Source organism: Christiangramia sediminis, assembly GCF_020552705.1.
Lineage (GTDB): Bacteria > Bacteroidota > Bacteroidia > Flavobacteriales > Flavobacteriaceae > Christiangramia > Christiangramia sediminis.
On sequence record NZ_JAJBZG010000005.1, the window covers coordinates 1,123,114 to 1,140,062 of the forward strand.

Consider the following 16,949-nt stretch of genomic DNA (forward strand, 5'->3'; position numbering starts at 1 on the left):
TTATGAAAAAAAATATATCATGTCTATAACAAAACAATATCTTAAATCGAAGCCTGAATGTAAGATCACCTTTTGTGTACCTGCTAAAGAGGCTGAAAAAGTAGAAATAGCCGGAGACTTTAATGCCTGGAATCTAACAGAACTGAAAAAGTTCAAAAATGGCAATTTTAAAGGACAGTTTAATCTTCCTGTAAATAAAGAATATCAGTTCAAATATATCGTAGATGGTAAATGGACCAACGACGCCGAAGCTGATGCTTATAAATGGAATGAGTTTGCAGCTTCAGAAAACAGCGTAGTGGTAGTCTGAATTTTTTATTCAGTGACTTTTACGCCATTCCAGAAGGCAATATGATTTTCTATAGGTTTTGCAGCATGGCTTGCTTCCGGATAATACCAGGCAGCATCTTTATTTAAATTTCCATCAACCTCTATATGAAAATAGGATGCTTTTCCTTTCCAGGGACAGCGGGTGTGGGAGTCACTGGATCTAAAATATTCTTCTTTAACGTCTTCCCGTGGGAAATAATGATTATTCTCCACGATCTTGGTGTTGGAACTTTCAGCAATTACTGTGTCATTCCATATAGCTTTCATCTTATTATATAATTTAGAAGTTACTTTCTTCTAAAGATATAGTTTTTGTAGCAATTTTCCTTGTCACCAAAGTATTTCTCCACATGTAGACCGGCTTCATCTGCCAGCCAGTTTACGATAGAGTCGTCGTATTTCTGTGAGATCTCGGTATTTATACTTTCCCAGGCTTCAAAATTGATCTCTAGTCCAAGCCTTTTGATAACTACTTTCTGGGGTTTCTTACTAACCAGGAAACTTTTTGCAGTTCCGGTCTCAGGGTCATAGGTTTCCCAGTGAAAGAAACTATTGGTGTCAAATTCCCCGTCTAATTCACTATTGATCCTTACTAGTAAATTTTTGTTGAATTCTTCGGTAATACCGGAGGGATCATTGTAAGCATCAAGAATTGTTTGAGGATTCTTCTTTTGATCGAAGCCCATAAAAAGCATGTCATCCTCACTCATTGCCTGGGCAATATTTGCTAAAAACTCCACCGCTTCTTTATGGGAAAGGTTGCCAATATTGCTCCCCAGAACCAAGATTACCTTTTTTCGGGTGTTATATTCTGAAAGTTTTTCCAGGGTTTTAAAATAAGTTCCCTGTTGAATTTTTACGTTTACTTCTGGAATTTCTTTCTGCAAAGAACTTTCAAGTTCTTCCAGTACATTCTGGCTAATATCAACTGGTAAATAGTCGAATTGGAAATTCTTATCTACTAATTCCTTAAGAATGATCTTGGTCTTTTTTCCGTCTCCGGCTCCAAGTTCAATAAGATCAAATCCTGAATCGCTACTGAAAGATTTTGCAATGGCTTCAGAATTGATTTTCAGGATATCAAGTTCACAGGAGGTTAAATAATATTCCGGCATATCCATGATCTGCTGAAAGAGTTTATCTCCTTTTTTGTCATAGATATACTTGGATAACAGGTATTTTGGATAGTTTGTTAATCCCTTATAGGTATCCTCAGCGAAGGCTGTTTCAAACATAGTTTCCGGTGGATTTTTCATTTAAATCTGTAATTATTTTACCAGTCTGAAGCCTGTAAACTGCCATCTGAGCTGTGGATGAAAAAAATTTCTATAGGTGTGTCGAGTATGATTTTTAGAAGTAGCAACCGAGCCGCCTCTTAATACCTTTTGGTTGACCATGAATTTGCCATTGTATTCACCAAGAGCGCCTTCAGGTTTTTCATAATTAGGATAAGGAGAGTAAGCACTTTCTGTCCATTCCCATCTGCTTCCCCAAGCGAATTTTTCCTGGGCTGTTTCCCATTCTTCTTCATTAGGGAGTCGCATTCCTTTCCATTGGGCAAAAGCAAAAGCTTCAAAATAGGAAATATGAGTGACGGGCGCCTGCAGATCTAATTTAATAAGTCCGTTCAGGGTATATTGATGCCAATCATTATCAATTTTATGCCAGTAAGAGGGTGAAGATATCTTATGCTCGTTGATCCAGTCCCAGGCTTCAGCATGCCATAGGAGAACATCTTTATATCCGCCGGCTTCTATAAATTCTATAAACTCGGCATTTGTAACAAGTTTGTTGGAAATACTAAAATCACAGAGGTATTTTTTATGGACTCCTTTCTCGTTATCATAACAGAAATCCTCAGATTTATGACCAATTTCATAAATTCCTTCCGAAATATCTATCCATTCCTGTTCAAAATCCTGGATGATATTTTCCTTAAATTCATCGTTGTATTTTGGAAGCAGAGGATTGTTCCCCAGGATATATTTAATATCGGTATAAAGAAGTTCCTGATGTTGTTTCTCGTGATGGCACCCAATCTCAATAACTCCCAGGGCTTCTTTACTAAGTTTATTGTTTTCCAGGAGTTTCATCATCTCTTCGGTGACATACTTTCTGAATTTATAGATCCATGCAACCGTGGGGCGGGATAAATTACCTCTATTGGTTCTTATCACTTTTTCACCTACACTCTCATAATAACTATTGAAAACATAAGCCGTATGCTCATCAAATAATTCATGGGATCCAGCATATTTTTTTAGTACAAACTCCTCAAAGAACCAGGTGGTATGGCCAAGGTGCCACTTAGGTGGAGAAACATTCTCAATGGGCTGAACTACATAATCTTCCGTTTCCAGAAAAGAACATATCTTTTCTGAATCTTCCCTTGTATCTTTAAAAAGTTGAATAATTTCCTTTTGTGAAAGCATAAAAAAAGAGTGATACGTTTAGGTATCACTCAAATTTACAATTTTTTAAAAACGAGATTGCTAATCAGTCGTTAAGGTGGAGTTAAAAATCTTTTGACTAAAAGTTCAGAGGAATAGTATAGCTAATCGTCTTCGGCTTTCCTGCCAGTTTTCCAGGGGTCATCGTAGGTATAGCCTCCATTAATCTTTTGGCTTCCTTCTTTAATTCCGGGTATTTACTTTCAACAGACTTTACCACTACCTTGCCTTCTTCATTTACTTTCATTGAAACAGTGGCTTTACCTCTTATATATTCACCTTTATCATTTTTTGAATATTTAATGTTTTCGCGAATATGTTGCATCAGCATTTTGTTGAAACAAGCTTTTTTATCGGCATTATCCTCACAGCCCGGCCATACGGGAGCTGTTTCTTTCATGGAAACTTTGTTTCCTTTTACCTCCACATCATTCTGGGCAAAAGACATAAAGCCCGTAAGCATGATCGCGATAAACAATAATTTTTTCATAGTAATTTTGTTGTTTAGAATTCATTTAGAAATTGAAAGGAACGGTAAAGTTTCTGGAATCAGCTTCCCCATTAAGGGTTCCAGGTTCCATATCAGGAATCTTCATGATCATTTCTTTAGCTGCTTTTTTAACCTGTGGTTCCTCTCCCTCAATAGAATTTACAACAACCTCGCCATTTTCGTCGATAGCGAAAGAAATGGTAACTTTTCCACGAACGTATTCTCCAGCATCATTTTGAGGATATTCATAATTCTCCCTTACATGTTGCGAAAGTTTCTGATTAAAACATTCCTTAATATCTTCGCTATTCTCACAGCCAGGCCATACCGGAGAGGTTTGCTGAGCATTTGAGAATGTTACGCCTCCAATTAAAAAACATGCAATAAATACTAACTTCTTCATAAGAATTTAAAAATTTTATATAATTAAACTTATACCGCAACCTTTGCTTTTATGCCTGGGTACGGATCATAATTATCTAATATAAAATCTTCAAACTTAAATCCAAAAATATCTTTAACCTCTGGGTTGATTTTCATGTTTGGGAGTGGTCTTGGGTCCCGGCTAAGCTGAAGTTCAACCTGCTCCATGTGGTTACTATAAATATGTGCATCTCCAAAAGTATGTATAAAATCTCCCGGCTCGTATCCGCAAACCTGGGCCATCATCATAGTAAGCAAGGCATAGGAAGCAATATTGAATGGCACTCCTAAAAATATATCTGCACTTCTTTGATAAAGTTGACAGGATAATTTTCCGTCGGCTACATAAAATTGAAAAAATGCATGGCAGGGTGGAAGAGCGGCCTTCCTGTTGGCCACATTTTCAGAAAATGAAACCGAAGTATCTGGCAAAACAGAAGGATTCCAGGCTGAAACCAGCATTCTTCGACTATTAGGATTGGTCTTTAGGGTTTCAACTATCTCTTTTATCTGGTCTATTTCTTCACCATTCCAGTTTCTCCACTGGTGGCCATAGACCGGCCCCAGATCTCCATTCTCATCTGCCCACTCATTCCAGATACGAACACCGTTTTCTTTCAGGTATTCAATATTAGTATCACCTTTCAGGAACCACAATAATTCATGAATAATAGATTTTAGGTGTAGTTTTTTAGTTGTAACCATGGGGAAACCTTCGCTAAGGTCAAATCTCATCTGGTAGCCAAATACACTTTTTGTTCCTGTGCCGGTGCGGTCTCCTTTCTGTGCGCCGTGCTCTAATACATGTTTAAGGAGATCATGATACTGTTTCATTGATAGATATATTTATCGGAAATACTTCAGGTTTAATTCCAATAAAAATAATAAAACAAGTAAAAAGCGAAGCCTGAATTTGTTCTGAATAGAAAAGAGTTATTAACTGTGTGTCAACTAATCGTCACATTCGTCTACGGCACACCGGTCCGCATGGTAAGCATTGCGTTCTCCCATTGGTTTTTCAAGACCAATAGTGGTATCATATCTGGTTTGGTGTTCCATTTCCGAATTAATTTCAGCTCCCATTAAAACAATAAAAGCGGTAAGAAACAGCCATAACATCAATATGGCAACCGCAGCAAAACTTCCGTAGAGATCATCATAACTTCCAAAATTACTCACGTACCATGAAAATAACATGGAGCCTGCGAGCCATAATACTGTTCCCAGGATAGCTCCCCAGCTTACCCATCTAAATCGGGGACTTCTGCGGTTAGGTGCAATTCTGTAAACCATACTAAGCGTGGAAATGAGGATGATCCCAAGAATTACCCACCGAAACCAGGTAAGGACGTTTTCAATTTCCTTACTTAAACCAAGTTTGTCTATTAGTAAGGGGAAGAAGATGACGATCAATAAACTTATTAGACCAAGTACAAGACCGCATAGGGTGAAAAGAAGCGTGATGAGGTTTTTTTTGAAAATATTCCTGCTTTCCAATTCATCATAGGCAATATTGACTCCCTGGAATAAAGCGTTTGTCCCCTTATTTGCACTCCAGATACTTACCAGAATACTAAAAAAAACTCCCCAGCCTAATTCTTTTCTGTTTTGTTGAATTACGGGTTCTAAAATGTCGGTGATCATCCCGAAAGCTTTTTCAGGTAAAATGAGATTTAATCTGGATATCTGGGCTTCGATCTGGGAAGGCTCCAAAACAAGACTATAAATAGATATCGAGGCTACAATGGTTGGAAAAATTGATAAAAAGAAATAAAAAGCAACTCCGGCAGAAACGATTTGTACATGATCCACTTGCATCTCGTGCCAAACACGTTTGCCAATATCTACCCATCCTCTAAATGGAATATTATGAGGCCACTGAGCTTCTTCACCGCGATACAATGATTTTTTTTTATTTTCACTCATTTTTTAGGAGATAAATACTAATTTTTAAACTGTTCAGTATAAAAATGCCGGAAGGCAATTTAGAATTTATCTACTACCTAAGAGAAAATCAAATTAGAAAGTTTTCTAAAAACTTAGACTGAGAGGAGTTTAACCAATAATCATCCCGGCAATCGTTGCTGAAAGCAATGAAGCTATAGTACCACCAATCAAGGCTTTCATTCCGAATTCAGATAATGTTCTTCGCTGTCCCGGGGCCAGGGAGCCAATTCCTCCAATTTGAATACCAATAGAAGCAAAGTTTGCAAAGCCACAAAGCATGTAAGTAGCCATAATTACAGACTTTTCATAATTCAGACTTAAGGCATTGGCAGGATTTTTAAGATCTGCTAACTGCACATATCCTACAAATTCACTTGCGGCCAGTTTGATTCCCAGTAGTTGTCCCATTAGCATCATGTCTTCCTTGGCAACGCCAATTAACCACATTAAAGGGGCGAAAATGATCCCCAGAATAGATTCAAGAGAAAATTTAGAATATGGCGTATATTCTGCCATTAGGCTATTTAAAGTGGTTAGCCCGCCAATATAGCCCAGGATATAATTTATCATAGCGATAAAGGCGATAAAAACAAGCAACATCGCAGCAACATTTGCGGCAAGTTTTAGCCCTTCAGTAGTACCATTTGCAATGGCATCAAGGATATTAGAACCTATTTTTTCAGAGGAAACTTCTACATCGGTATCTACAGGTTCCTGCTGCGGATATAATATTTTTGAGATCACGATCGCACCCGGCGCAGCCATAACCGAAGCGGCGAGGAGATGTTTCGCAAATTGTAGCCTGAGTTCAGGATCATCACCACCAAGAAACCCTATATAGGCGGCAAGAACGCCACCGGCAACGGTAGCCATCCCTCCAACCATTACGAGAAGGATCTCAGATCTGGTCATTCTTTCCAGGTAAGCTTTGATCATTAAGGGGGCTTCGGTTTGTCCAAGGAAAATATTTCCCGCCACGCTTAGGCTTTCGGGACCTGAAATCCCTAGTAATTTTGTTAATACCCAGGCCATTCCTTTTACCACGATCTGGATCACTCCCAGATAGAAAAGAACAGAGGTCAATGCTGAAAAGAAGATGATAGTAGGTAAAACCTGAAACAGGAAAATAAATCCGAAACTATCCACATCCATCATCCCGCCAAGCAGGAATTCACTTCCGGCAGAAGTAAAATCAAGGATGAGTACGAATATATTTCCTACAAATTCAAATACCTTTTGCACAACGGTGATCTTTAAAACACCAATAGCCAGTAATAATTGTGCAGCAATACCAATCCCTACAGTTTTCCAGTTAACAGCCCTTCGGTTACTGCTAAAAAGAAAAGCAATCAATATTAAAGAAATCATCCCTATAATACCACGGGTTAAGCTTGAAGCGCTAATTCCGGCACTTGGGATCATTTTTTTGGCGGTTTTCACCGGAATTATTTCTGAAGTCTCCTGATTTTGAATTTTGAGGTCATAATTTTTTCCACTAGAGGAAATGACCATACTGGAATCTGTAAGCGCAGAAACGCGAAGATTCTGAATAGTATCTTTAGGGGTATTATAAAATAATACCAGGAGTTTATTTTGATATAAATAATCACCAGAAGCCAGAGTGTCGCCATCCTTCTCCTTTAGAAAACTAAATCTGCCCTCTTTGAAGTTGATTTCTGTCGCTTCACCAAATACTGGCTGTTGGCTAAGGCTATCTGCCGTAGTTTCGAGTTGCCAGTTTTTTGAAATTGTTTGTGAGGAAGCTGATGTAATAGCAAATACGATCAGGAGTAGGCAACACCAGATTTTGTTCATTTCGGGTTATTTTCTTTTGGAAATTTCGTCCCTGATGCGGGCCGCTTTTTCGTAGTCTTCGTGATTAACAGCTTGGGATAGAAGTTCTTTTAGTTCTTCCAGAGACATTTTTTTGTAATCTGAAGTATCTTCAGATTTCATTTCAATTTCTTCTTTTAGAAGTTCTTCCTCAATAATTTCCTCTTCTTTTTCTTCTTTTTCACGCTGTTTTTCGTCGGCTTTTAAGTAAATACCGGCTTTATCAAGAATATTTTTATAGGTGAATATAGGTGCATCAAATCTAAGAGCCAGAGCAATAGCATCGCTGGTTCTTGCATCAATGATTTCTTCAATCCCGTCTCTTTCACAGATAAGGCTGGAATAAAAAACGCCATCCACCAGTTTATGGATAATCACCTGTTTGACCACAATTTCAAATCTATCTGAAAAATTCTTGAAAAGATCGTGGGTAAGAGGTCGGGGAGGTTTTATTTCCTTTTCCAGAGCGATGGCAATTGATTGTGCTTCAAATGCTCCGATCACAATAGGCAACTTGCGATCACCCCCAACTTCATTGAGAATCAATGCGTAAGCTCCGTTTTGTGTTTGACTATAAGATATTCCCTTAATGTTCAGGCGCACTAAACTCATACTTCAGTAAAATTAAAAAGGCTGTCTAAAATAAGGAGATTTACCATATTTAGACAGCCCCTTTATGGCTCGCAATTTATAAAAATTATGCGTTTTTCTCTTTAAATTCCTTCAATTTTTCATTTAGCCTAGGTACTACTTCAAAGGCATCGCCTACAATTCCGTAGTCTGCAGCTTTAAAGAAAGGAGCTTCAGGGTCGTTATTAATTACAACCTTGGTTTTAGCAGCGTTAATCCCCGCAAGGTGCTGTATAGCTCCAGAAATACCAATAGCAATATACAGGTTGGAAGCGACAGGTTTTCCTGTTTGCCCCACGTGTTCACTGTGAGGTCTCCATCCCATATCACTAACCGGCTTGGAACATGCTGTAGCCGCTCCAAGAATATCTGCCATCTCTTCTACCATGCCCCAGTTTTCTGGTCCTTTAAGACCACGTCCTCCAGAAACAACAACTTCAGCATCTGCAATAGTTACCTTGTTGGTAGCTTTATCAACCGATTCTACATTTACTGAAAAATCTTCTTCCGAAAGATTTGGACTGAAATCTTCTGAAGCTGCATCTGCCTGAGCTTCTTTAAGTCCGTAAGCATTTTTGGATAGTCCAATCACCTTTACATCTGTAGTGATCTTGGTAAAATTGAATGCTTTATTTGTAAAAGCTGTTCTCTTTACGGTAAAAGGATCTGTACTTTCTGGCAGGCCAACCACATTTGAAGCATAACCCGCTTCAAGCTGAACTGCTAATAAAGGTGCAAGATATTTACTATTTGCACTCTGACTTAGAACTACAACCTTGCTTCCTTCTTTTTCAGCTGCCTGTTTAACCGCATCTGAATAGGCTTCAGCGTTGAAATTCTTCAATTTATCGTTAGTTACATTAAGGACTTTATCCACTCCATACTTTCCTAATTCAGAAACATCTCCTGCATTAAAAGCAATGGCCGTAACGGAAGTTCCCATTTTGTCGGCCACTCCTTTTGCGTAAGACGCAACTTCATAGGAAGCTTTTTTGAATTTTCCTTCTTCTGATTCTATATATACTAAAACTGACATTTTCTTCTGATTTTAAATTTTGAAATTCATTTTGATCCTTACTGACCCAAATTAGATCGCCTTTGCTTCGTTGTGAAGAAGATCAATTAATTCATCAAGATTATCAGGATCAACCAGTTTTACATCACCCTTAGGTGCTGGTTTTTCAAATTTTACAGCTTCTGTTTTTACAGAAGTATCTGCAGCTTCCACCACATTTAGCGGTTTCTTACGTGCTTGCATGATTCCTCTCATATTAGGAATACGAAGATCACTTTCTTCAACCAGACCTTTTTGACCACCAATTACCAATGGAAGGGAAGCAGTTAGGGTTTCTTTACCGCCATCGATCTCACGGATTGCTTTCGCGTTTTCCCCGTCAACTTCAAGGCTTATACAGTTATTTATAAAATTGGCTTTTAGTAACTGGGCTAACATTCCGGGAACCATTCCTCCATTATAATCAATAGATTCTCTACCTGCGATCACAAGATCATATCCCCCGTCCTCAACAACTTTCGCAAGTTCTTTAGCAACCTGATATCCGTCCGTTGCGGGAGTATTCACTCTAATGGCACTGTCAGCGCCAATCGCAAGAGCTTTTCTAAGAGTAGGTTCAGTTTCAGCACCACCAACATTTACAACATCTACGCTCGCGCCTTGTTTTTCTTTAAACCACATCGCTCTGGTAAGACCAAATTCATCATTAGGGTTGATTACAAATTGAACACCATTAGTGTCAAATTTAGTGTCTCCTTCAGTGAAATTGATTTTCGATGTAGTGTCAGGCACGTGACTAATACATACTAAGATTTTCATATATAAGGTTCTTTGTTTAATAAAACGTTTGCGTTGACGAAGGTAAGTATTTTTAATCAAAAAAAGCTATGCACGCATAATAAAATTAGTATAAAATAATGCGCCTATTTTAAGGGATAATTAGTTTTTAGTCCTGTGAGATGGGAATAATTCATAATAAAGTCTAAAATATTGAGATTCCCTGGTATTCATTTTTTATATAATCAATATTGAAGTTGTATCAAAAATTTTAATCGGCAAATATGGTATATACTTTAATGAATTACTATTTTTGCTGTGCAGGAATAAAAAATAAGATTTTATATAATGAGGACAATTCAATTTAGGGAAGCCGTTCAAGAAGCGATGAGCGAGGAAATGCGTCTTGATGACAGCATCTATTTAATGGGAGAGGAAGTTGCCGAATATAATGGAGCATATAAAGCTTCTAAAGGAATGTTGGATGAATTTGGTCCTGAGAGAGTGATCGATACTCCTATTGCAGAACTTGGGTTTTCCGGGATAGGTGTTGGATCTGCAATGAATGGCAACAGGCCAATCATTGAATTTATGACCTTTAACTTTTCTCTGGTTGGAATTGACCAGATCATTAATAACGCCGCGAAAATGAGACAAATGAGCGGTGGGCAGTTCAATATTCCAATTGTATTTCGTGGACCAACAGGATCTGCAGGTCAGTTAGGAGCCACGCATTCCCAGGCTTTTGAAAGCTGGTTTGCAAATACTCCAGGTCTTAAAGTGATCGTTCCTTCTAATCCTTACGATGCAAAAGGGCTTTTAAAATCAGCTATTCGCGATAATGATCCTGTGATATTTATGGAGAGTGAGCAGATGTATGGTGATAAGGGAGAGGTGCCTGAAGAAGAATATCTTATCGAAATTGGGAAAGCAGATATTAAAAGAGAAGGTACTGATGTAACTATCGTTTCTTTTGGTAAGATCATCAAAGAGGCATATAAGGCTGCTGAGCAATTAGCTGAAGAAGATATCTCCTGCGAGATCATTGATCTTAGAACAGTACGTCCTATGGATCATGATGCAATTCTGGAATCTGTTAAAAAGACAAATAGATTGGTAATCCTGGAAGAAGCATGGCCTTTTGGAAATGTGGCTACAGAGATCACTTATCAAGTACAATCTAAGGCATTCGATTACCTGGATGCACCAATTATTAAACTTAATACTGCCGATACTCCGGCGCCTTATTCACCTGGCCTATTGAAAGAATGGCTGCCAAATAGCGATGATGTTGTTAAAGCTGTGAAAAAGGTAATGTATAAGTAACCTTAATCAACTTATCTTTGAAACTTCATCTTTTTGATGAAGTTTTTTTTTATCCTATAATGAGCAAAAAAGCCTATTTACTTTTCATATTTTTTTTCAGTCTAAACCTAATTCAAGCTCAAACCAAGGTTGGTGGAGTGGTGAATGATAATTCGGGAAAGACTGTGCCCTTTGCAAATGTTGTTTTTGCCAATTCTTCCAGTGGAACTACCACCAACGAGGATGGGGAATTTTACCTGCAGGACGAGGGAAGCTTCGATACTATCGTAATTTCCTTTATTGGTTATAAAACCTTAAAAGTTCCTTTGCAGGCTTCCGTAAATTTAAATATGGAGATTACCCTGGAAGAAGAAGCAGCGAGTCTGGACGAGGTGGTAATCTATCGAGGAAAGACTTCAAAAAAGAATAATCCGGCCATAGATATTCTGAAAAAGGTATGGGAGAACCGAAGAAAGAATGGCATGAGAGCATTTGAGCAGTATTCCTATAAAGAATATGAAAAACTAGAATTCGATATTAATACCATAGATAGTACCCTGATTGAAAGCAGGATTTTCAACGGTATGGAATTCATTTTTGATTATGCCGATACTAACCGGGTAACCGGGAAAACCTATTTACCAATGTTTATCAATGAGTCGGTGACCAATGTATATGGAGATAACCAGCTGAAAGAAGAGAAAGAGGTATTAATAGGGAATAAAAATTCTGGCTTCAGTCAGAACAGAAACCTGATCGATTACGTAAAAGATATCTACGACGATTATGATATTTACAAAAACTATATCAAATTCTTTGATAAGAGTTTTGTGAGCCCAATTTCAACAACCGGAATAGATACCTATAATTATGTATTATCAGATAGTGCGTATATAGATAATAAGTGGTGTTACAATATTGTCTATTATCCACGCCGTGAAAACGAACTTACCTTTAAAGGAGACTTTTGGGTGAATGATACTACCTGGGCGGTCAAGAATATCAATCTTGAAACCACTAAAGATGTAAATATCAACTGGATCAAGCAGGTGTATATTGAACAGGATTTTGAGGTTCTTAATGATTCAGTTTTCCTGATCACCAGAGATTTCTTTATGGCCGATTTCGGTTTGAATAAAAAGAAAACCTCTCGAGGTGTGTATGCTAAACGAACCCTTTTGTATGACGAATATAAATTCAACAATGAAAGGCCAGCTTCCTTTTACCAGCAACCCGTTTATGACCCTCAGTCTGTAGCTTATAATAGAAGTGAAGAATTCTGGACTGAAAACCGGATGGAAAAGCTCAACGAAGATGAAGAAGGGATCTATATAATGTTGGATAGTCTTACCAAGACCAAAGCATTCAACAGGCTTTATGACATAGCTACGATTGCCCAATCTGGATATGTAGAGTTCGACGGATGGGATTATGGGCCTGTCTACTCAACCTTAGGCTTTAATGATGTGGAAGGTGTACGTACCAGATTTGGAGGTAGAACTTATTTTGGCCAAAATGATCCATGGCGAATTGAAGCTTATGGAGCTTACGGATTTAAGGATAATAAATTCAAGTACGGGGTTTCAGGAAAAGTTCTGCTGGATCCAAAATCAAGATTGATATTAAGTGGGGGTAATAGGAGAGATGTAGAACAGCTGGGAACCAGCCTTACCAATTCTACCGATGTATTGGGGCGTAGTTTAGCGTCCTCATCCTTGCTGAATGTGGGCGATAATGATAAACTAAGTTCTATAAATCTTAGTGTGTTTTCCGTACAATTAGAACCTTTCAAAAATTTTACGGTAAGAGTTGGAGCAAATTATCGGGAGTTAAAACCTGCTTCTCCGGAATTCAGTCTGGATTATTACGTAGATAAAGATCGCAGCATCGTAGACTCTGAAATTAATCAAACTGAATTATCCACCATTTTAACATGGACCCCGGGAAGGAAGACTTCCGGTTATGGTGTAGAAAGAAATGTGGTGAACGAAGAGGACTTTCCAACCCTTTTCTTAAACTACAGTCTTGGTGTGAAAGATGTTTTTAATAGTGATTTTAATTATAAAAAACTGCAATTCTTTTATAATCAGCCACTTTTAGTGGGTGGGCTGGGTCGCTCCAATATTAGTGTGGAGGCAGGGAAGACTTTTGGAGCAGTTCCGCTGGGACTTCTAAGTGTGGTGCCCGGGAATCAGACCTATTTTGCTTTATATAATACCTTTCCCACGCTGGACTTTTACGAATTTGTGACCGATAGCTATTCAGCGATTCATATAGATCATAATTTCAACGGAAGATTATTTTCGAGAATTCCACTTTTAAGGGAATTGAATCTTAGAGAATTAGTGGGATTCAGAGCTGTGTATGGTGATATTTCTGAAGAGAGTAAAAATATCGATGCTTCCGGCCTTCCTCTTATAGCTCCAGATTCTGATCCTTTCTATGAATATAGTGTTGGGATTGGAAATATCTTCAAAGTGATGCGATTTGACGTGCATTTCAGAGGAAATTATTTCGATAATCCTGATGCCCGATCTTTGGCTTTTACAATTGACTTCGGATTTCACTTTTAGTTAAGGATTTAAAGATCAGAATTAACTATATTTGCAGCCCTTAATTTTAATGAAGAAAACAAAGAAAAATGTCTGATACTTTTGATGTATTGATCGAGATCCCAAAAGGGAGTAGAAACAAATACGAATATGATTTTGAACTGAAAAAAGTTCGTTACGACAGGATGATCTTCTCTTCGATGATGTATCCTGCAGATTATGGTTTTATCCCTAATACTTTGGCACTGGATGAAGATCCCCTGGATGTGCTGGTATTGGTGTCTGAGCCTACCTTCCCTGGGATTGTTATGGAGGTAAAACCAATTGGAGTTTTCCATATGGCCGATGAAAAAGGACCTGATGAAAAGATTATTTGTGTGCCGGTTTCAGATCCTATCTGGAACAGGTTAAACGACCTTAAAGAGTTGAATGGTCACATGATCAAAGAGATCGAACACTTCTTTAAAGTATATAAAGATCTAGAAAAGAAAAAGGTTGATACTGGTGATTTTGGAGATGCTGCAGAAGCACGCGAAATTATAAGACAATGTGTAGAGCGATTTGAGAATTATGAAGGGGATAAATCACGCTTCGGTATATAATCCTAAATAATTTCCATTTCTATTGAGATATTAAAAGCAATAACCTTAAAAAGTTATTGCTTTTTTAATTATTGCTGAATTTACTACATTAGCGGGCATTAATAAATAATTAACAAATTAACCTAGCTAATTTATGGAAGCAATAATGATTTATATGCCTGCAGTACTGGCAATAATCGGACTCATTTATATGTGGGTCAAAAGATCCTGGGTAATGAAACAGGATTCCGGAGACGGAAAGATGAAAGAAATTTCAGCTCATATCTATGAAGGCGCACTAGCCTTCCTTAAAGCAGAATATAAATTATTGACTCTTTTTGTGATTGGTGCCAGTATTGCATTGGCCGCGATCGCTTATTTTGTTCCAACTACGCATTACTTAATAATAGTTGCATTTATCTTTGGAGCCTTCTTTTCTGCATTGGCAGGAAATATGGGAATGAAGATCGCCACTCAAACAAACGTAAGAACAACCCAGGCTGCAAAAACCAGTCTTCCCAAAGCATTAAATGTTTCTTTTGGAGGAGGAACCGTTATGGGATTAGGCGTTGCCGGTCTTGCTGTCTTAGGACTTACAGGATTTTTTATCTTTTTCTTTCATTATTTTATGGGAGGAGAATGGACCAATACCCAGCAAATGACCATTGTGCTGGAGACTCTTGCAGGTTTTTCTCTGGGTGCTGAATCTATTGCACTTTTCGCTCGTGTGGGTGGAGGAATCTATACCAAGGCGGCAGATGTTGGAGCCGACCTGGTTGGAAAGGTGGAAGCCGGAATTCCTGAAGATGATCCTCGTAACCCCGCAACAATTGCCGATAACGTAGGAGATAATGTTGGAGATGTTGCCGGGATGGGAGCCGATCTTTTTGGTAGTTATGTTGCCACGGTTTTGGCAGCCATGGTTCTAGGAAATTATATTATTGAAGATATGGGAGGTGATATCACCTCTGAAGGTTTTGGAGGAATTGGTCCAATTCTTTTACCAATGGCTATTGCCGGTGCCGGAATCATCATTTCGATTATTGGTACGCTACTGGTAAGAATTAAATCTAACGATGCCAAGGAATCTGAAGTTCAGAAAGCTCTGAATATAGGTAACTGGGTATCTATTATCCTGGTTGCTATAGCAAGTTATTTCCTGGTAACCTGGATGCTACCTGCAAATTCTATGACCATGGGATTCTTCGTGGGAGGTCAGGAAGGATTTGAAATGAAAACTATAAGTTCTCTAAATGTATTCTATGCATCTCTTGTAGGTATCATTGTAGGTGGCGTGATCTCTGCCGTGACCGAATATTATACAGGTTTAGGGAAAAAGCCGGTTATGAGTATCGTACAAAATTCAAGTACTGGTGCTGCAACTAATATAATCGCAGGACTTTCAACCGGAATGATCTCTACTTTCTATTCCATTCTATTATTTGCCACAGCGATCTGGGCGTCTTATGCTTTTGCAGGTTTCTATGGAGTGGCTTTAGCAGCTTCAGCAATGATGGCAACTACAGCAATGCAGTTAGCGATTGATGCTTTCGGACCTATTGCCGATAATGCTGGAGGGATTGCTGAAATGAGTGAACAAGAACCAGTTGTTAGAGAACGTACTGACATTTTAGATTCGGTAGGGAATACCACCGCGGCAACCGGAAAAGGATTTGCGATCGCTTCAGCAGCGCTTACTTCCTTAGCATTATTTGCGGCTTATGTAACCTTTACCGGGATCGACGGAATTAATATTTTTAAGGCTCCTGTGTTAGCAATGCTTTTCGTAGGAGGAATGGTACCCGTAGTTTTTTCTGCCCTGGCGATGAGTTCGGTTGGAAAAGCGGCTATGCAAATGGTAAGAGAAGTTAGAAGACAATTTAAGGAGATTCCCGGGATCATGGAGGGTACCGGAAAACCTGAATATGATAAATGTGTAGCAATTTCTACGGAAGCTGCACTAAAAGAAATGTTATTGCCTGGAGTAATTACTATTGGATTTCCAATTTTGATCGCTTTCCTGCCTATGTTATTCGGTTATGAAAATGTGCTTATTGCAGAAATGCTTGGAGGCTATATGGCCGGGGTAACGGTTAGTGGTGTATTGTGGGCTATTTTTCAGAATAATGCCGGGGGAGCCTGGGATAATGCCAAGAAATCGTTTGAAGCCGGGGTGATGATCAACGGTGAAATGACCTATAAAGGATCTGATGCTCATAAAGCTGCTGTAACCGGTGACACCGTGGGAGATCCATTTAAAGATACCTCAGGGCCTTCGATGAATATTCTGATTAAGCTAACCTGTTTGATCGGACTTGTGATCGCTCCAATCTTAGGTGGTCATACTGAAGGTGATATTCCAAATCAGGAGGAGACCGCTGCCATTTATTCTGCTGAAAATGATGAGAAGATCATTTCAAAGGAAGTTAAAATGGAAAAAAATACTGAAGATGATTTTGTCACCGCGTATGTTGTAGTGACTAAAAGTTTAAATGAAGAAGAGGTTACAGAAACTTTTGAATTTGAAGGGACAGAAGACGAAGTAAGAGAAAAGGTAGATGCTATCAATTAAGTTTCCTACTATAATAAATAAAACCTCCGCCGTACAGCGGAGGT

General features: G+C 38.5%; 16 protein-coding genes. 5 read left to right on the forward strand and 11 right to left on the reverse strand.

The window, feature by feature from the left end:
* Nucleotides 1-19: 19 nt before the first annotated feature.
* Nucleotides 20-310 carry an isoamylase early set domain-containing protein gene (locus LGQ90_RS14580; protein WP_229342221.1) on the forward strand — a complete coding sequence of 97 codons (291 nt, stop codon included), beginning with the start codon at nucleotides 20-22 and terminating at the stop codon, nucleotides 308-310.
* Between the two features lie 5 nt (nucleotides 311-315).
* Here the strand turns inward: LGQ90_RS14580 and LGQ90_RS14585 are convergent, their stop codons facing one another.
* The 11 genes from LGQ90_RS14585 to LGQ90_RS14635 all read right to left on the reverse strand — a co-directional run bounded on the left by LGQ90_RS14585 (nucleotide 316) and on the right by LGQ90_RS14635 (nucleotide 9,937).
* A complete protein-coding gene (locus LGQ90_RS14585) occupies nucleotides 316-597 on the reverse strand; it encodes a DUF427 domain-containing protein (RefSeq protein ID WP_229342222.1) in 282 nt (93 codons plus the stop codon).
* Nucleotides 598-617: 20 nt separating this feature from the next.
* Complete coding sequence (locus LGQ90_RS14590) at nucleotides 618-1,586, reverse strand: L-histidine N(alpha)-methyltransferase (protein WP_229342226.1); 969 nt, start codon at nucleotides 1,584-1,586, stop codon at nucleotides 618-620.
* 12 nt (nucleotides 1,587-1,598) lie between these two features.
* Nucleotides 1,599-2,762 carry an ergothioneine biosynthesis protein EgtB gene (gene egtB / locus LGQ90_RS14595; protein ID WP_229342229.1) on the reverse strand — a complete coding sequence of 388 codons (1,164 nt, stop codon included), beginning with the start codon at nucleotides 2,760-2,762 and terminating at the stop codon, nucleotides 1,599-1,601.
* Nucleotides 2,763-2,859: 97 nt separating this feature from the next.
* Nucleotides 2,860-3,270 (reverse strand): energy transducer TonB, encoded by a 411-nt coding sequence (locus LGQ90_RS14600; protein WP_229342232.1) that lies wholly within the window; start codon nucleotides 3,268-3,270, stop codon nucleotides 2,860-2,862.
* Between the two features lie 25 nt (nucleotides 3,271-3,295).
* The gene (locus LGQ90_RS14605; RefSeq protein WP_229342235.1) at nucleotides 3,296-3,673 is read right to left on the reverse strand and encodes an energy transducer TonB; all 378 of its coding nucleotides are present in this window, start codon (nucleotides 3,671-3,673) and stop codon (nucleotides 3,296-3,298) included.
* A 29-nt stretch (nucleotides 3,674-3,702) separates the two neighbouring features.
* Nucleotides 3,703-4,527, reverse strand: a complete 825-nt coding sequence (locus LGQ90_RS14610) for a thymidylate synthase (protein ID WP_229342238.1) — start codon at nucleotides 4,525-4,527, stop codon at nucleotides 3,703-3,705.
* Between the two features lie 117 nt (nucleotides 4,528-4,644).
* Entirely contained in the window at nucleotides 4,645-5,619 is a 975-nt protein-coding gene (locus tag LGQ90_RS14615; RefSeq protein ID WP_229342240.1) for a YihY/virulence factor BrkB family protein, read from the reverse strand.
* A 129-nt stretch (nucleotides 5,620-5,748) separates the two neighbouring features.
* Nucleotides 5,749-7,455 carry a NupC/NupG family nucleoside CNT transporter gene (locus tag LGQ90_RS14620; RefSeq protein WP_229342242.1) on the reverse strand — a complete coding sequence of 569 codons (1,707 nt, stop codon included), beginning with the start codon at nucleotides 7,453-7,455 and terminating at the stop codon, nucleotides 5,749-5,751.
* A gap of 6 nt (nucleotides 7,456-7,461) precedes the next feature.
* Complete coding sequence (locus tag LGQ90_RS14625) at nucleotides 7,462-8,085, reverse strand: bifunctional nuclease family protein (protein ID WP_229342244.1); 624 nt, start codon at nucleotides 8,083-8,085, stop codon at nucleotides 7,462-7,464.
* A gap of 85 nt (nucleotides 8,086-8,170) precedes the next feature.
* A complete protein-coding gene (locus LGQ90_RS14630) occupies nucleotides 8,171-9,139 on the reverse strand; it encodes an electron transfer flavoprotein subunit alpha/FixB family protein (RefSeq protein WP_229342246.1) in 969 nt (322 codons plus the stop codon).
* A 51-nt stretch (nucleotides 9,140-9,190) separates the two neighbouring features.
* Nucleotides 9,191-9,937, reverse strand: a complete 747-nt coding sequence (locus LGQ90_RS14635; RefSeq protein WP_229342247.1) for an electron transfer flavoprotein subunit beta/FixA family protein — start codon at nucleotides 9,935-9,937, stop codon at nucleotides 9,191-9,193.
* A gap of 306 nt (nucleotides 9,938-10,243) precedes the next feature.
* Here LGQ90_RS14635 and LGQ90_RS14640 point away from each other — a divergent pair, with 306 nt between their 5' ends.
* From LGQ90_RS14640 to LGQ90_RS14655, 4 genes are all read left to right on the forward strand, one after another.
* Nucleotides 10,244-11,221 (forward strand): pyruvate dehydrogenase complex E1 component subunit beta, encoded by a 978-nt coding sequence (locus tag LGQ90_RS14640; protein WP_229342249.1) that lies wholly within the window; start codon nucleotides 10,244-10,246, stop codon nucleotides 11,219-11,221.
* A gap of 59 nt (nucleotides 11,222-11,280) precedes the next feature.
* On the forward strand, nucleotides 11,281-13,773 hold the full coding sequence (locus LGQ90_RS14645; protein ID WP_229342460.1) for a DUF5686 family protein: 2,493 nt from the start codon (nucleotides 11,281-11,283) through the stop codon (nucleotides 13,771-13,773).
* A gap of 68 nt (nucleotides 13,774-13,841) precedes the next feature.
* The gene (locus tag LGQ90_RS14650) at nucleotides 13,842-14,354 is read left to right on the forward strand and encodes an inorganic diphosphatase (RefSeq protein WP_229342251.1); all 513 of its coding nucleotides are present in this window, start codon (nucleotides 13,842-13,844) and stop codon (nucleotides 14,352-14,354) included.
* A 133-nt stretch (nucleotides 14,355-14,487) separates the two neighbouring features.
* Entirely contained in the window at nucleotides 14,488-16,905 is a 2,418-nt protein-coding gene (locus tag LGQ90_RS14655) for a sodium-translocating pyrophosphatase (protein ID WP_229342253.1), read from the forward strand.
* Nucleotides 16,906-16,949 lie beyond the last annotated feature (44 nt).

Coding starts and splice junctions, on each gene's coding strand:
- LGQ90_RS14580 (WP_229342221.1), top strand. CDS start 20: ATGTCTATAACAAAACAATATCTTAAATCGAAGCCTGAATGTAAGATC.
- LGQ90_RS14585 (WP_229342222.1), bottom strand. CDS start 597: ATGAAAGCTATATGGAATGACACAGTAATTGCTGAAAGTTCCAACACC.
- LGQ90_RS14590 (WP_229342226.1), bottom strand. CDS start 1,586: ATGAAAAATCCACCGGAAACTATGTTTGAAACAGCCTTCGCTGAGGAT.
- egtB (WP_229342229.1), bottom strand. CDS start 2,762: ATGCTTTCACAAAAGGAAATTATTCAACTTTTTAAAGATACAAGGGAA.
- LGQ90_RS14600 (WP_229342232.1), bottom strand. CDS start 3,270: ATGAAAAAATTATTGTTTATCGCGATCATGCTTACGGGCTTTATGTCT.
- LGQ90_RS14605 (WP_229342235.1), bottom strand. CDS start 3,673: ATGAAGAAGTTAGTATTTATTGCATGTTTTTTAATTGGAGGCGTAACA.
- LGQ90_RS14610 (WP_229342238.1), bottom strand. CDS start 4,527: ATGAAACAGTATCATGATCTCCTTAAACATGTATTAGAGCACGGCGCA.
- LGQ90_RS14615 (WP_229342240.1), bottom strand. CDS start 5,619: ATGAGTGAAAATAAAAAAAAATCATTGTATCGCGGTGAAGAAGCTCAG.
- LGQ90_RS14620 (WP_229342242.1), bottom strand. CDS start 7,455: ATGAACAAAATCTGGTGTTGCCTACTCCTGATCGTATTTGCTATTACA.
- LGQ90_RS14625 (WP_229342244.1), bottom strand. CDS start 8,085: ATGAGTTTAGTGCGCCTGAACATTAAGGGAATATCTTATAGTCAAACA.
- LGQ90_RS14630 (WP_229342246.1), bottom strand. CDS start 9,139: ATGTCAGTTTTAGTATATATAGAATCAGAAGAAGGAAAATTCAAAAAA.
- LGQ90_RS14635 (WP_229342247.1), bottom strand. CDS start 9,937: ATGAAAATCTTAGTATGTATTAGTCACGTGCCTGACACTACATCGAAA.
- LGQ90_RS14640 (WP_229342249.1), top strand. CDS start 10,244: ATGAGGACAATTCAATTTAGGGAAGCCGTTCAAGAAGCGATGAGCGAG.
- LGQ90_RS14645 (WP_229342460.1), top strand. CDS start 11,281: ATGAGCAAAAAAGCCTATTTACTTTTCATATTTTTTTTCAGTCTAAAC.
- LGQ90_RS14650 (WP_229342251.1), top strand. CDS start 13,842: ATGTCTGATACTTTTGATGTATTGATCGAGATCCCAAAAGGGAGTAGA.
- LGQ90_RS14655 (WP_229342253.1), top strand. CDS start 14,488: ATGGAAGCAATAATGATTTATATGCCTGCAGTACTGGCAATAATCGGA.